Raw genomic sequence first — 14,389 nt, 5'->3', positions numbered from 1 at the left:
CCGCGTGTCTACGCCATTTCATGTGAGAATTGACGCTGCATCAATGTAAATTTCATCGCTTAATCGAGCATTTCCCAGCAGAGAAAGATGTCGCTTCGACGTAAAATCTTTGGGTTCGTAACTGTTAGGTGCCTTAGCTGAGGATAGCAGTTTTAATTGGATATAAGTTTCCGCCACCAGTTTACTGCAAAAAAAGTCGCGGAAGGAAGATGTAATGCCAAACTTGCCTTCGATGATTTCCCAATACATCTGTTTTTTATCCGGAAACACGGCATCATGCACCTGCTCGATAAAATGATCCAGCTGCTCATACATTTCAGGTGTTCGATCAGCATGCAGATGACGGATCGCAAACATCGTATCATAATGGTTACTAACATCCGTTGACAATCGATCCCGAAGCTTCACAATCTGAGGACCTGACTTTTTGACATGTAACCATGAATCCTCCAGATTATCGAGCGATGTGGATTCCCATAAGAGCACTTCATCGTTCGGCGCACGTACGACCATCGCAACATGTGACCATGGGCAGTGCTCCAGCTCTTCAATGCGCAAACTTCCCTTGGCTACACCGTGAGCGAGCAGAATATCTCCGGTCTGCAGCTGCGGCTCAATCTCGTTATAAGGCACAGTGGTTTGGTTCATATTATCCCCCTTGGCTGGTGATGATCACCATAAAATTTATCCTTCAGTTTAATACTAAACGCAACCCATAAATTGTCAATCACTGATATTGGTCTCTCGCATCCTATTTGTCCATTTCAGCATCCATTTTTACTAGATACAGGTAGATTTCACTTCGTATTGGGCAGCAGTCGATTCATCAGTGAATCTGCACAAAAAGGCCAGCCAGGATTATACTTCGTGGCAGGCCTGCTTCATGTATATAGTCACGGTCACATTCGCCTTACGATTCGCTGATTCGCGAGCCTCTGCTGCTAGACTTCCTCCCATACTCGTTATCGAATTGGGCCGCATAATCGGCGATCTGCCGGCATCCTTCCCCAATCTATTCAGGTGGGGTTCCAGATAATCGATGCCCATCTTCTCTGGAGGTAGCGTGAATGCGTGAATGCCGTCACATCATGACGCATGTGCTTGATTCCTAACCTGCGAACCGTATCCACATGGCGTTTAATCCGCTCAACTTTTGCTTCAAAGTCATCTCTGCCCTCCTGACAAATTAGCAGGCATGGAATAGTTGGATAATGCGATACCGGCGTGTCGGCCCGTTCACGTAGCGTAGATCATCTGCTGCGCAGGCGAAATGTTCAGACCCAAGATCACATCAAGATAATCCTCGCTGGCAAGCACCAGATTGAGCTTTTTTGTGCTCTATCACAGATTAATGGAAGCTGCGGACCAGCGATATTCGCAAAAGGTGAAAAGAGATGTTGATTTCATTCGATGGAAATGACAATTATTACAAAGTGATAGACTAAATGTGAAATTTGGTTATGACCTTCCCCATCCCTTATACTGGATAAGAAGCTAACATTTTCGAGAGGAGAACCTAATGTATGAGTGCGAACGAATCTCTGAAAAATGCGTTGTTTACTGAGGAATTCACCCAAAACCCCTATCCCGTTTACGAGAAGTTAAGACAAAGCGAACCGATTCTGAATCTGAAGTTTCCTGATGGTCGCTATGGATGGCTGATCACCCGTTACGATGAGGCGGTTGCCGCGCTGAAGGATGGCCGGTTTATAAAAGACATTACCAAAGCTTACGGAGCAGAACATACCAGTGTATTCAGCACCAACATGCTGTTCGCCGATCCGCCGGATCACAAACGCCTCCGCGGACTGGTGCAGAAAGGCTTCACTCCCCAGAGAATTGCTGATATGCGGAGCCATATACAAGACATTGCCGATACCCTTCTGCATGAAGCCTCTACCAAAGATACGATGAATCTCATTGATGAGTATGCCTTTAAGCTTCCTATTATCGTGATCAGCGAAATCCTTGGTGTACCTACAGAGGATCAGGACAAGTTCCGGATATGGTCCAACTCCATCATCGGTGCTTCGAATCGGGAAACAAGCGAAGAGGTCATTCAGCATATGCATGAATTTATCGCCTATTTGAAGGATTGGTTTGCCAAGGTTCGCGAGAATCCGGGCGATGATATGATCAGTCAGCTGGTCATGGCCGAGGATCAAGGGGATCGTTTATCTGAACAGGAGCTGTATGGCGTAGTTACACTTATGATTATTGCCGGCCATGAAACTACGGTTAACTTGATCGGCAATGGCGTGCTTGCGCTGCTTGAATATCCGGAGCAGCGCAAGCTGCTGCAGGAACAACCCGAACTCATTCATGGCGCTATTGAAGAAATGCTTCGTTATAACGGTCCGGTTGAATTCAGCACCTCCCGCTGGGCCGCGGAGGATATGGAGTTTCATGGTGTTCAGATGAAAAAAGGCGATTTGGTCGTGGTTTCCCTGAACTCCGCAAACCGTGATGCCGGTCCATTTGAACATCCCGATCTCTTTAATATTACGCGGGAGAAGAGCCAGCATTTAGCTTTTGGCAAAGGGATACATCTATGCCTGGGGGCGCCGCTAGCCAGACTTGAAGGCGAAATTGCAATCAACACGCTGCTCCGACGCTATCCTCATTTTGAGCTTCAGGCTGGTGTGGATGAACTTAGATGGAGACCTGGCATGATCGTCCGGGGCGTGGAAGAAATACCGCTGGCCCTCCACCCTGAATCATGAGCAATCCTGGAATCATAGTCTTCAAATAACAAGAGGCGAATCCGCTAAACGGGATTCGCCTCTTACTTATAGAAAACAACACGGGATACCCGTATCGATTTCCACAACTAATTTAAGTGCATTTCACATATATACCATAATAAATATTATGTAAACTAATGTATAGGTCAGCAGCGGTTATTTACGAGACAACTGGCTGGCTCTGCGACATCAACCGATCAACGTTTACGCTTTTCCAGCGCGATGAAGGATCTTGAGCAGCAAGGCGTGACCTTTGTACCCGGTCGTGTAACTTCTCAGGATTTGAAATCCCGGCCGTCACCGATTCCGGTCGTGCCACGATTTTGTTTATTGAAGCTGTTCCAGATGGGATATTGGACACATTCAAGGAGATTAAAACTTCCGAAGCGTTCGAAGAACGTATGCACATCACTGTCGAGGTCGAGGAATATTTTCCTGAAATCGCTGCTCGTATCACTCCTGCTTCATTTGGGCTCCTTGATGAACAGGCTTATCTTCAGACAGCGATCACTTCGATCATTCACCGCCCTTATGTCATGGAGAATCACACCCTTATTTTGGGATGCGGCGACAGTGTCTTTTTGACTGATCCGATTACAGGTCATGGCTGTAATACGGCATCCTATGCGGCTGAGCAAATCTATGAAACCCTTTTAACAAACAAGGAAGCCGCATGGGATGAAGCTGTTAGCGCAGCTTATTGGAACCGGGTAAAGGCCTATATCGTTGCGGTTACGGAATGGACCAACGCAATGACACAGCCGCTTCCCGAGCATATTGCAGGACTACTCATGAAGGCCGCCGCTGACCAACAGACGGCTGATGAAATCGCGGTCTGGTTCGAAGACCCCATCAAGGCAAGGGAAGCTTTCTTGGGCAATTCCATTAATCCCCGCTGACAGGATTGTGCAAGCTGTCTTTTGTTTCCTCCGGCAATCGATTCGATATGCTAGGCACATTACGCGGCTTGTATTCAATGAGCTCAGAGGAAAATATGGATACCGTCATTCTTCCGCCACTACCGTAGGCCCGAATTAGAATAGGCTGGTTATATGCATTCTCAAACACAAAGTCAGGTCCGCCCCAGCTGACCGTCGCATCCCGCCCCGGAAGCACATAGGGAACATTACGGCTGTGGGAGTACCGCTTGACGATTTGCAATCCAGCCCGGTCGATGGCATTGAACAGTGTGGAGGATACCTGACAGATTCCTCCCCCCACTCCCTCTGACAGTTCACCTCTTACAATAACGCCTGCACGCTTATAACCTCTGTCTATCGTTCGCATGCCCACAACCTCATTGAAGGAAAAGGTTTCGCCCGGAAATACGACGGCACTATCAATCGCTTTTGAAGCTAATGCAATATTGTGGGAACGATTTTTATTACTGGAATTAAAATAAGTGACATAGTAACCGATGGGTTTAACCCGGATTGCCGCAAGAAGCTCCGTGTCCACCTTGGGATAGGTCGGGTACCATGGAGCCTCGATGGAAGCAGAGCCGGTGCCGTACATATAAGCATAGTATTGCTCCAGCAGCTTACGACGGTTCAGCCGATGACCGTTCTGTCCGGGAACAATCTGTCCGCTGCTGCCAATGCGGGCATTCTGTGCTTCAAGATATGTTTTCCGATCAAGCATATCCACCCACTGCTCGTATTTATCCATGTCCAGCAGCGGGAACACGTCAAGCGCGTGTTCGCTACGACTTACACTGGTCATGACTTTTCCTTCTTGCATAATCGTTAAATTGTTGTTATCCGGTTCATTCTCTTGCAAGAGTAAGAACAATAGGCTTACAACCGACATCCATCTCAAACCAGTTCACCCGCTTTTTCTTTAGGTTATCCTCTGTCCGTGCTTGCTCGGTCTACTACTCCGTATATTTCTTCTCTATGGTATTATGATTGCTTAACAGACAATTCATGCAAAGCCTTATAAAATGCAAAAAGAAACCCGCACCATGAAAGGTCGGGTTTCTACACAAGGTACTTATAGTGCAACGTGAGTGTCTTTGCGGCGGGTGAGCGGCATGACCAGGAATAAAAACGAACTGATCGCCAGCAATTCTGCAATGCCGATTACCGTTCCCATCGGTGCCGCCGTTGTGCCGTCACCCAGTCCCACCAGGGGACTGGCCGCTGCACCTAACAACAAGGGCAGCAAACCAAGCAGTGCCGAGGCGCTTCCCGCTATACGGGCTTCCTGCTTCTGCATCGCGAGCGATGTTGTCGTAGCACTTACCATACCGACGGCCGATACAATCAGGAACAGCATCGGTGCAATGAATAATAATCCTCCGCCAAGCCATGTGATGACGAATAACGAGGTCCCTCCAAATGCGGCAATCACAAGTCCTGTCATTAACAGTTTCGTTTCACCGGTGCGAGAAGCCAATCTGCCTGTTATCTGCGAGAACAAAACAATACCAATTCCATTCACGGCAAAAAACAGACTGTACATCTGAGGGGAAACACCGAATATATCCTGCAGAACGAACGGAGATCCCGAGATATAAGCAAACATTGCGGCGGATACAAACGCTTGAGATAGCGCATAGCCAACGAATACACGGTCCTGGATCAGTGTACCGAATGTGCGAAATGTCTGCTTAATGCCACCGGTTGCTCTTTTCTCCCGGTTCAGCGTCTCGGGAAGACCGAAGAGGACAGCAAGCAGCATCAACACACCGATCAGGAACAATACAACAAAAACCCCGCGCCATGAAACAAAGTTAAGGATAAATGCTCCGAACACAGGCGCAATAATCGGTGCCAAACCATTGATTAACATCAGCAAAGTGAAGAATTTGGTCAGCTCGGAACCGGTGTATAAATCCCGGACGACTGCTCTGGAGATAACAATGCCCGCCGCTCCGCTTGCTCCCTGTATGAAACGAAGTGCAACCAGGACCCATATGCTAGGCGCAAATGCACAGAGCAAGGAGGTCACCGAATAAATAATCAGTGAGACGATCAGCGGCCCTTTCCTCCCCCTTATGTCACTTAACGGTCCGGCTACCAATTGTCCGAGTGCAAGTCCGAGCAAGAATGCCGTCAGGCTGAGCTGAGCTAATGAGGCAGGTGAACCCAAACTTTCTGACAGCTTGGGAAGCGCCGGTAAATACATATCAACAGATAATGGCCCAAATGCTGAAAGTGATCCGAGAATCAGAGCAAACTGAAGCCTCTTTCTGCGCGTTAGTACCATCGTAGAGCTGGCTTCATTGGTGGAAATCGACATACGAACGGTTACTTCCTTTCCTGCAACACAACGATGCATATCATGATTAATCTCTTCTCTAAAACATCCGACTGCTAAATAACTATCCTATCATAGGATATATTCCACGATATTGCTATCCATTTTTTCTAGGCCAACGGAATCCGCAAGGTAAATGTCGTACCCTTACCAAGCTCACTTTGTACGGTAATTCTCCCGCCATGATCCTCTACAATTTTCTGACACAGGGACAGTCCGAGACCCGTGCCCTCTTCTTTGGTTGTATAGAACGGATCGAAAATCTTTGCCAGATTTTCATCAGCAATCCCTTTACCTGTGTCCTCGACCCTTACCACTGCAAGCGCTTCTACTGCCTCTAGCGAGATACGAACCGTGCCGGTATGCTCCATCGCCTGAAATGAATTCCGGATCAAATTAATCAGCACCTGAATGATCTTGTCGCGGTCCATGACGATATGGATCGGATCATCGCTTAAATCGAGCGTAAATAGATGTCCATGGGAAGCAGCTTCGGATTCACATAGGGAATAGACACGGGTCATACAATCCGTAAGCGACTCAACTCTCATGTTGCTGGCATGCGGCTTGGAAAAATGCAGAAACTCCGCTGTCAATTCCCCTACCCTCGTGATTTCGCCCATAATCACCTCATACCAGGGCTGTATGTTATAGCTTTGATTTTTGGAAAGTTGTATGAAGCCTTTAATCGAGGTGAGGGGATTCCGGATTTCATGAGCCATCCCGGCAGCCAGCTCTCCCACCATCTTCATCTTTTCCGTTCGAAGGATCTCCTCCTGGCTTCTCATCCAGGAATTGCGCCGCATCTGAAATATCCGGTCCTCCGCGGTGCTGAGCATCTCCTGATAGGTTAACGCTTCATGGGGATAACACGTAATGCTGTAAGTCACCTGAACACCGATATGCTCAAAGTTAAACATGCTGCTCTCGATGTTTACATGCTCCGGGAGCAGTATAGCAAAGCGATCTCCTGCGTACCGGGAAGCTGCAAGCATATCGTTCAGGAACAGCTTGCGCAGTGCGCGCGAGAAACTGATAAGAATCTCATTGGCGGTCGATATATCTTTGGCATTCAATGATTTGAAGTTGTTGATATCCAGCAGCACCAATTGAAAAGGTTTGTTCAATTTAATTAAATGCTGAACTTTATGCAAATATCCATCATAATTGAGCAAACCCGTTAAAGGATCGTGATACGTCAGATAATCATTCTGCTTATGTAACTTCTTCTTCTCCGAATCGAGAAAGTTCACGAAATGAAAAGAGATCACGATGACAAAAGACGCCAAGGTATCAAACACAGAGACCAATATATGATACTTCGTTAACGGCAAATAGGTCAGACGAATGACGGAATATTGAAGAATCATGAGAAAGCACAGCGACATCGAGTCTCTAAAATTCTCTTTCTTATGAATGAGATTAATAATAAATATGTAATACAAGAGAATGCACCAATTCAATTGGCTAACATAGTGAAAGGCCCCGAGGAAGAGAAATTGAACATTGCGGAGCCATTCATACTTTCGATCGAACACGACGGATAAATACAATAGTGCTGCCAATAACAGCATCAAAGGGATGGATGATTGGTAATCCAGATAAACCGACGACACGATAATAAAGACCGATATCAAAGGAACAAATAGGAGCTTAAGGACAATAAACGGCAAAGCGAATCACTCCTAAATCGCTATATACTGGCGCAAAATGTAGAAATAACGGAGGCAAGTATCACCAAATATGGTACACCATAAGCAGACGTCTGAACAGCAGGAAAACACGACTTTCAGAAAAGCATGTGTAATTTTTTTCCTGAAAATGGTGTTATCCCTGCTTCCAAACCGTTATTCCTTTTAGAATTCCTCGTATCGTATCGTTATGAATTGATCCGTGGTCGGATTGAACACAACGATCGCATAAACGCCGAATTCACGGGTTCCCTTCTTCAACCAAAGCTTGAATTTCTCCTCCGCCAATTCGCTGGATTTCGTGGTTCTCCCCATATAGAGATAATCAATTACGTCCATATGATAATGCTCCTTCGTTTGATTTACTGCGAGATTCCCCCATTTCGCATAAGCCGGGTCTTTGCTATCAACGACATGAATTAGAGACTGCGCGATTTCTGTCAACTCCTGTTGACCGATTGCCGACGAGGCTTGATTGGCTGCCGTCAACAGATACTGCCAGTCACCTTTTTCGAATGCCAATAGCTGGATTGAGTTGATGGGTCCCTTGTAGAACTTGGCCACATTATGATCCGCAAGCTCCGTTTCATCAAACGACAGATAATTCAGTTGTTGTCGGTTCTTTCTTGGATACAGCTCGACTTTATACTCATTCTCAGGCTTGTGTTGATGTTGATAACGAATCTCCAGATGCTCGTCCAATCCTCCCTGTGCGTCATAGCAGCGACCATATTGATGCGTGAAAGATACGGATGGCAGCTGCGGAGGCAAAAGGATCTTCTTCCCGAAATGTACCTCACAAGTCCTCACGGCCTCTTCCACGAGCTGGGCGCCGGATTCAAGAATGGCCTGCTGGTAGTCATTAATCGAGGATTCTTCCATGCTCTGATGATCACCGGGACTTATCCCGAGCAATAATATCCCTGTCAAAAAAATGCTGTTCAGCATGTAACCCCTCCTGCTTGTCCTCAATGTCAACCCTGTCTGAGCCTAAGGTTCCCGCTAAAGATGTTCCTATGCGCGACATGGTATTCGTTGGATATTCGTTAGATATATTTTAAGAGGACTAGAACATTTTCTGTTAATTATATGTTAATTTATCTAACATAAATATTGACTAACTTTCTATGAAGTGCTACATTTATCCAAAATAAACACCGTTACGCAGCGTGTCAGTCTGAATTCACAATTATGTGTTATGTATTCTGACTCAAATTATTACAAAGGGAGTGACTTGGATGCATCTTACTTACCAAGAGAGAGACAAATTATTGCTTTTTCTAGCGTCTGAATTAGCGCAGAAACGTTTGGCCCGCGGGTTGAAATTAAACTATCCTGAAGCGGCCGCACTTATTTCAGGTTACGTTGTTGAAGGTGCTCGTGACGGCAAGTCTGTAGCGGAGCTAATGGAAGAGGCGCGCCATGTCCTGTCTGCGGATCAAGTCATGGATGGAGTTGCCCATTTGCTTACAGAAGTCCAGGTGGAAGCTACTTTCGTGGATGGCACCAAGTTGGTCAGTGTTCATGATCCGATCCAAGGCACTCTCGCTTCAACGGGTATGATTGCCGGGGAATACGATCTTCGTGATGAGCCCATCGAGCTGGTTCCTGATCGGCCCCGCATTAAGCGTGAAGTAACGAATACCGGTGATCGCCCGATCCAGGTAGGCTCACACTTCCATTTTTACGAATGCAACCCGGCCCTGCAATTCGATCGGAACGGCACGCAAGGATACAGGCTCGATATTGCTTCTGGTTTATCCACAAGGTTTGAACCCGGGGAAACTTCAGAGGTTGTCCTTGTGCAGATTGGAGGCAGTCAAGAAATTCATGGCTTTGCTGGTTTGATAAACGGAAAAACGAATGGGATGGTGAGCTTATGACAAAGATTGATCGCGCTACCTACGCCAGTATGTATGGGCCTACGACAGGAGATCGCGTAAGACTCGCCGATACCTCCCTCTGGCTTGAGATTGAAAAGGACTTTACCGTTTACGGGGATGAATGTGTTTTTGGAGGCGGTAAAGTCATTCGTGACGGAATGGGTCAGCATCCACTGGCGACCCGTGCGGAAGGCGTACTGGATCTGGTCATTACGAATGCCATCATCATCGACACCTGGGGCATCGTCAAAGCCGATATCGGGATTAAGGACGGATTCATTAGCGGCATTGGTAAAGCGGGGAACCCCCTGATGATGGATGGCGTTACCGACGGCATGATTATCGGAGTTGGTACCGAAGTCATCTCAGGCGAAAATTTGATTGTAACGGCTGGCGGTGTGGATTCGCATGTACACTTCATCAGTCCGCAGCAAGTGGAAATTGCACTTCAAAGTGGTGTGACCACATTTGTTGGCGGAGGCACCGGACCCGCCACGGGTACGCTGGCTACGAACTGTACTTCAGGGGTATGGAATTTGCAGCGCATGCTGCAGGCAACCGATGCATTGCCGATTAATATGGTATTTCTGGGGCGCGGGAACAGCAGCCGCCCTGAAGCGCTGGCGGAACAGGTGCATGCAGGCGCTGCCGGACTTAAGATTCATGAAGACTGGGGCAGCACGCCATATGTCATCGATAAATGCCTGAATGTCGCTGAAGAGCTGGATGTACAGGTTAATATTCATACCGATACACTGAACGAAGCCGGTTATGTTGAAGACAGCCTGCGCTCCTTTAACGGTCGGGCAATTCATACCTATCATACCGAAGGCGCCGGAGGCGGCCATGCACCTGACCTGCTTCGGGTGGCTTCCATGCCGAACGTTCTCCCCTCCTCTACCAGCCCAACGATGCCATATACCGTCAATACGCTGGATGAACATCTGGATATGCTGATGATATGTCATCATTTGGATCCGCGCATCCCGGAGGATGTTGCCTTTGCCGCTTCCCGAATCCGGGCAGAGACGATTGGCGCGGAAGACATCCTACATGACATTGGAGCCATCAGCATGACCAGCTCCGACTCTCAAGCCATGGGCCGTGTTGGTGAAGTCGCCATCCGCACATGGCAAACGGCGGACAAAATGAAACAACAGCGCGGTCCGTTAGGTCCGGATACAATTGCTGACAATTTCCGGATTAAGCGCTACATTGCCAAATACACCATTAACCCTGCCATCACCCATGGCATCTCGAATTATGTCGGCTCCATTGAAGTGGGGAAAATGGCCGACCTCGTGCTCTGGAAGCCCGCCTTTTTCGGCGCCAAACCGGAGATGGTGCTGAAAAGCGGCATGATTGTCCATGCGGTCGTGGGAGATCCGAACGCTTCGATCGCCACACCGCAGCCTTATATGTATCGGCCGATGTTTGGCAGTTACGGTGGAGCGCAGGCTGCACTTAGCGCGACCTTTGTCTCGCAATCCTCCCTAGAAATGGGGACGCTTGATCCATTAGGATTGCGAAAGCAGCTCCTGCCTGTTCAGAACTGCCGGACCGTGAGAAAAGCGGATCTTATCCACAATGGTGAGACGCCGGAAATTATGGTGGATCCTGTGACTTACGCAGTTACCGTGAACGGCGAGAAGCTGACAAGCGCACCATCTGCCAATCTCCCCCTGTCACAGCGTTATTTCCTCGTTTAACCCCAAGATATATAAGAAGCTTCGGGATAGTAATACTAAAAAACCATGAACGGCTTACCACGCAGTTCATGGTTTTTTGTTCATGAGAAGTTTCTTAGCAGCGCATGCGAGCATGCGGTTTGAAGGTCCCTCCAGCAGCGGTTCACTTCCGCATCCTCCATAGCTGCGGACAGTCCCAGCAGTGGAAACAACTGCTGACCACAGGATAAAGCCGTATTTGCCGCTGCTATGCTCTTCGCCGTTACCTCGGCCTCTGTCTCAGCTGACAATCCGCCGACGCGAAGCAGTTCCTCCCATGATTTCTCTACCGTCACATAAAAGACTGACATGGATTGCTCCAGCGCTGCCTTACATTCCTCCAGCTTGCCGATGACGTAAGATGAGCTTCCCCGCTGGACCGCAAGTGCCTCTGCCGCCTCCAGAAAATGCTCTGCGATCCCGGCCGCAACACCTGCAAAAGAAACTTGTGCAAAAGGAAGGAAGGGATAGCGATAGATGGTTTCTTGCTCATATCCCTTGGTCTCCGTGAGCAAGAATGTCATGTCATCCGGTACGAATGCATCCACCGCCGATATCGTATGGCTTCCAGTTGCTCGCAGACCGAAGGCGTTCCAATCTGCCAGAATGTCAATCTGCTCCGGATTCAGGATGAAGGAACGAATCTCGGATTCGCCAGGTGTTGAAGAGGATACGGCATCATTACGGTTGGGCGCTGGCTCAATGACAGCATTGGCTGTAAAGGTGGTCGCATAAGTAGAACCGCTGCAATATTTCCAGCTGCCGTTCACAACATACCCGCCTTCTACCCTTGTTGCAGTCCCGGACGGCATCCCACTGCCGGCAATCACAGCTTCCCGGTATGCGAATACGCCGCGGCTGACTTCCGGATTCATCATGGCTGCAAAGAACCCACCGCCTGCCCCAATCGTAACCAGCCACCCCAAATTCCCATCGATTCTGGCGCTCTCCTGAAAAATACGTGTTGCCTCGGGAAGCGGAGTCATTCGACCTTCAAGCTCATCAGGCACAAACAAGTGAAACAGACGATGATCATATAGGATATCTAATACTTCCTGAGTTACTTGTCTTTCCTTGTCCATACTTAGCGCATGCTCTCTAATGGTTCGTAGCTGCTGATTCGTAAATAACATATCGCCACCACTTTCCGTCATTCTCTGTCTATTCTATTGACACCGCACCCAGGTTGTACGGACTGGCCTACTCTTTATGAGTATCCTGATGCATGTGGTTTAACATCTTGCCCAGCGATTCCATGATGGATATCCGTTGTTCTTTATGTTGTTGGTAGGTAATCAACAGTTCATCTAATAGAGCTTGGATACCACCTTCATCCACTTCCGGCTGAGCAGAAGGAGGTAAGCCGAGAGCGGCAGCATCCAACTGGCTCAATTGCTCCATCACGTCTTTTTCCGAAAGATTGATCTCCATCATCTCATGGAGCAGCGACCTCACCTTCACGACCTTGGCCAATCGCTGTTCATGGCTCCATTGCTCCTCAGGTATCGAAGTATCCACAAGAGACACGCTGTAGTTACGCATTGTACTCAGATCACCGGTATGAACTAAAGCTCCTTCCCGAATCAGGTGGCGAACCCTGTACTCAACGAATGAGTCCGGAACGGTCAGTTCGCCATTGCCGATCACATCGCCAATGATACGGGCTGATTTCTTGAAGAACCCGTGTCTGGCTTCAACCCGATATGCAGCTTCTAATATATCAGCATCATAATCAGACTCCGATACCGTGTGCAGCTCCTTGCCTTTCAGCACCCGAAGTGTCCCGTCTTCGTTCAACAGCCGACTCCACTCCTCGCGGTAACCAGCCTGCTCTTCTGGCGATAGCCTCACAAGCTCGGATACGTTCAGTACGGTTTGGAGTTTCTTCGGAGTCATCTCATATGTTCCCTTATACCAGGTATTTGGATCTTGTTCATGAAGAATGCTTGTTGCATTGATCACCATGGCATCGGGATGGTTTGGCATCAAGGACAACAGCCTGCGCAGACCTAATTGTTCAGAAGCGGAATCTCCCGCCCATATAAGACAAGGCACCTCCATCAACTGCTGCGGCCATATGTGCCAACTAAACGCCGCTTGCAGCATGCTCTGCTTCCTGTCGTCTGCATATGCAGTGCTGTATCGCTCCTGAATCCATTCATTTCTGCCGGAGAACGAATGGGAGAAATCACGGTCGTTCGGAAGCGGTCCGACCATGAGGTTATCTCCCAGTGTAACTACAATCTCCCCGAGGTTCGATTGCAGCATTAATTTTAACGAGCCGGCGGTAGAGTCATCAAACGCAATATGGACTCTGGTTACATTGCCTCGGTGAATTGGAGATTCAGACAGGTATGCGTTATTCCCGATCGCCCATTCCTTGTCGAATGCTTGCAGGAAAAGTTCGAGACTCTGATGCTTGTTATCTGCAAGAAGTCTCGCTGATTCCGTGTTCATTCGATCCTTCAGCTTCAGTAGCTTCTCGTAGAAATGGTTGATGGCCGTGCTTTCACCCGACCGGTATTCCTCGCGCGTCATCTTCTCTCGAAGAGGAATGAAAGGATCATACATCTTCTGCCCCTTCCAGCCGGAATAAGCAAAAGTACGGGCAATGCCGATGACGCCAAGCGCATCCAGACGATCGGCGTCCTGCACGATTCGGCCTTCCAGGGTCCGCATTGTATTTCCCGTTCCGCCTGAAAATGACATCGTGTTTATGATTTCAAGCACTAATTCCCGGTCAGTGGTCTCAACACCGGCTTGCATCAGCCAATTCTGAACCCGCTCGTAACCCGCTTCCTTGGATTCATTTAACTTCTCGTCCGCCACGTCATGAAGCAGCGCCGACAGCTCGCATATGTATACATTGGCACCTTCAAGATTCGCCAGGATACGGGCGATGCGGGTGACGCGCTGGATATGCCACCAATCGTGACCGCTCGAATCCCGTTCAAGAACCGAACGTGTAAACTCCTGGGCTTGCAATATGATCTGACGCTCATTTGACTTCATTAGATTCGTAAACCCCCTCCATCTATAAATCCGGACACTAAGCTCTATTATTCCCCATTTACCAGGTGGTC

12 protein-coding genes are annotated in these 14,389 nt (G+C 48.3%); 4 read left to right on the top strand and 8 right to left on the bottom strand.

Annotated features, from left to right (window positions below):
• Positions 1-18: 18 nt before the first annotated feature.
• Together PGL02S_RS00905 and PGL02S_RS29070 are read right to left on the bottom strand one after the other, a co-directional pair.
• On the bottom strand, positions 19-648 hold the full coding sequence (locus PGL02S_RS00905; RefSeq protein WP_006210712.1) for a C40 family peptidase: 630 nt from the start codon (positions 646-648) through the stop codon (positions 19-21).
• 210 nt (positions 649-858) lie between these two features.
• A complete protein-coding gene (locus PGL02S_RS29070) occupies positions 859-1,047 on the bottom strand; it encodes a hypothetical protein (RefSeq protein ID WP_164762846.1) in 189 nt (62 codons plus the stop codon).
• Between the two features lie 476 nt (positions 1,048-1,523).
• Here PGL02S_RS29070 and PGL02S_RS00895 point away from each other — a divergent pair, with 476 nt between their 5' ends.
• Entirely contained in the window at positions 1,524-2,723 is a 1,200-nt protein-coding gene (locus tag PGL02S_RS00895) for a cytochrome P450 family protein (protein WP_036639171.1), read from the top strand.
• 308 nt (positions 2,724-3,031) lie between these two features.
• The gene (locus PGL02S_RS00890) at positions 3,032-3,643 is read left to right on the top strand and encodes a styrene monooxygenase/indole monooxygenase family protein (protein WP_159063516.1); all 612 of its coding nucleotides are present in this window, start codon (positions 3,032-3,034) and stop codon (positions 3,641-3,643) included.
• Here PGL02S_RS00890 and PGL02S_RS00885 read toward each other — a convergent pair.
• The 4 genes from PGL02S_RS00885 to PGL02S_RS00870 form a co-directional block, all read right to left on the bottom strand.
• Positions 3,630-4,553: a VanW family protein gene (locus tag PGL02S_RS00885; RefSeq protein WP_036639174.1), complete on the bottom strand. Its 924-nt coding sequence runs from the start codon at positions 4,551-4,553 to the stop codon at positions 3,630-3,632. The two genes, PGL02S_RS00890 and PGL02S_RS00885, sit on opposite strands and share 14 nt — an antisense overlap.
• A gap of 183 nt (positions 4,554-4,736) precedes the next feature.
• Positions 4,737-5,987: a multidrug effflux MFS transporter gene (locus PGL02S_RS00880; protein ID WP_036639176.1), complete on the bottom strand. Its 1,251-nt coding sequence runs from the start codon at positions 5,985-5,987 to the stop codon at positions 4,737-4,739.
• 128 nt (positions 5,988-6,115) lie between these two features.
• Positions 6,116-7,678: an ATP-binding protein gene (locus tag PGL02S_RS00875; protein WP_036639178.1), complete on the bottom strand. Its 1,563-nt coding sequence runs from the start codon at positions 7,676-7,678 to the stop codon at positions 6,116-6,118.
• Between the two features lie 183 nt (positions 7,679-7,861).
• Positions 7,862-8,644, bottom strand: coding sequence for a DUF3889 domain-containing protein (locus tag PGL02S_RS00870; RefSeq protein ID WP_036639181.1), 783 nt, complete (start codon positions 8,642-8,644; stop codon positions 7,862-7,864).
• A 290-nt stretch (positions 8,645-8,934) separates the two neighbouring features.
• On the opposite strand from PGL02S_RS00870, the gene ureA reads away from it, so the two are divergent.
• Together ureA and ureC are read left to right on the top strand one after the other, a co-directional pair.
• Entirely contained in the window at positions 8,935-9,579 is a 645-nt protein-coding gene (ureA, locus tag PGL02S_RS00865; protein ID WP_051449167.1) for an urease subunit gamma, read from the top strand.
• A complete protein-coding gene (ureC, locus tag PGL02S_RS00860; RefSeq protein ID WP_063456008.1) occupies positions 9,576-11,288 on the top strand; it encodes an urease subunit alpha in 1,713 nt (570 codons plus the stop codon). Before ureA ends, ureC begins: the two co-directional genes overlap by 4 nt.
• Positions 11,289-11,368: 80 nt before the next feature.
• Here the strand turns inward: ureC and PGL02S_RS00855 are convergent, their stop codons facing one another.
• Together PGL02S_RS00855 and PGL02S_RS00850 are read right to left on the bottom strand one after the other, a co-directional pair.
• Entirely contained in the window at positions 11,369-12,460 is a 1,092-nt protein-coding gene (locus PGL02S_RS00855) for an acyl-CoA dehydrogenase family protein (RefSeq protein WP_255308599.1), read from the bottom strand.
• Positions 12,461-12,506: 46 nt separating this feature from the next.
• Positions 12,507-14,318, bottom strand: a complete 1,812-nt coding sequence (locus PGL02S_RS00850; protein WP_036639253.1) for a DUF3658 domain-containing protein — start codon at positions 14,316-14,318, stop codon at positions 12,507-12,509.
• Positions 14,319-14,389: the final 71 nt, after the last annotated feature.

Origin of the sequence: Paenibacillus glucanolyticus NBRC 15330 (assembly GCF_004000885.1) — a bacterium.
Lineage (GTDB): Bacteria > Bacillota > Bacilli > Paenibacillales > Paenibacillaceae > Paenibacillus_AQ > Paenibacillus_AQ glucanolyticus.
The sequence above is the reverse complement of the archived record's forward strand: the minus strand, read 5'-3'. Positions and strand labels throughout refer to the sequence as shown.

Excerpts from the sequence above, each read along its gene's own strand:
- PGL02S_RS00870 (WP_036639181.1), bottom strand. The coding sequence starts at position 8,644 with ATGCTGAACAGCATTTTTTTGACAGGGATATTATTGCTCGGGATAAGT.
- PGL02S_RS00885 (WP_036639174.1), bottom strand. The coding sequence starts at position 4,553 with ATGTCGGTTGTAAGCCTATTGTTCTTACTCTTGCAAGAGAATGAACCG.
- PGL02S_RS00895 (WP_036639171.1), top strand. The coding sequence starts at position 1,524 with ATGAGTGCGAACGAATCTCTGAAAAATGCGTTGTTTACTGAGGAATTC.
- PGL02S_RS29070 (WP_164762846.1), bottom strand. The coding sequence starts at position 1,047 with ATGGGCATCGATTATCTGGAACCCCACCTGAATAGATTGGGGAAGGAT.
- ureA (WP_051449167.1), top strand. The coding sequence starts at position 8,935 with ATGCATCTTACTTACCAAGAGAGAGACAAATTATTGCTTTTTCTAGCG.
- ureC (WP_063456008.1), top strand. The coding sequence starts at position 9,576 with ATGACAAAGATTGATCGCGCTACCTACGCCAGTATGTATGGGCCTACG.
- PGL02S_RS00880 (WP_036639176.1), bottom strand. The coding sequence starts at position 5,987 with ATGTCGATTTCCACCAATGAAGCCAGCTCTACGATGGTACTAACGCGC.
- PGL02S_RS00850 (WP_036639253.1), bottom strand. The coding sequence starts at position 14,318 with ATGAAGTCAAATGAGCGTCAGATCATATTGCAAGCCCAGGAGTTTACA.
- PGL02S_RS00905 (WP_006210712.1), bottom strand. The coding sequence starts at position 648 with ATGAACCAAACCACTGTGCCTTATAACGAGATTGAGCCGCAGCTGCAG.
- PGL02S_RS00855 (WP_255308599.1), bottom strand. The coding sequence starts at position 12,460 with ATGACGGAAAGTGGTGGCGATATGTTATTTACGAATCAGCAGCTACGA.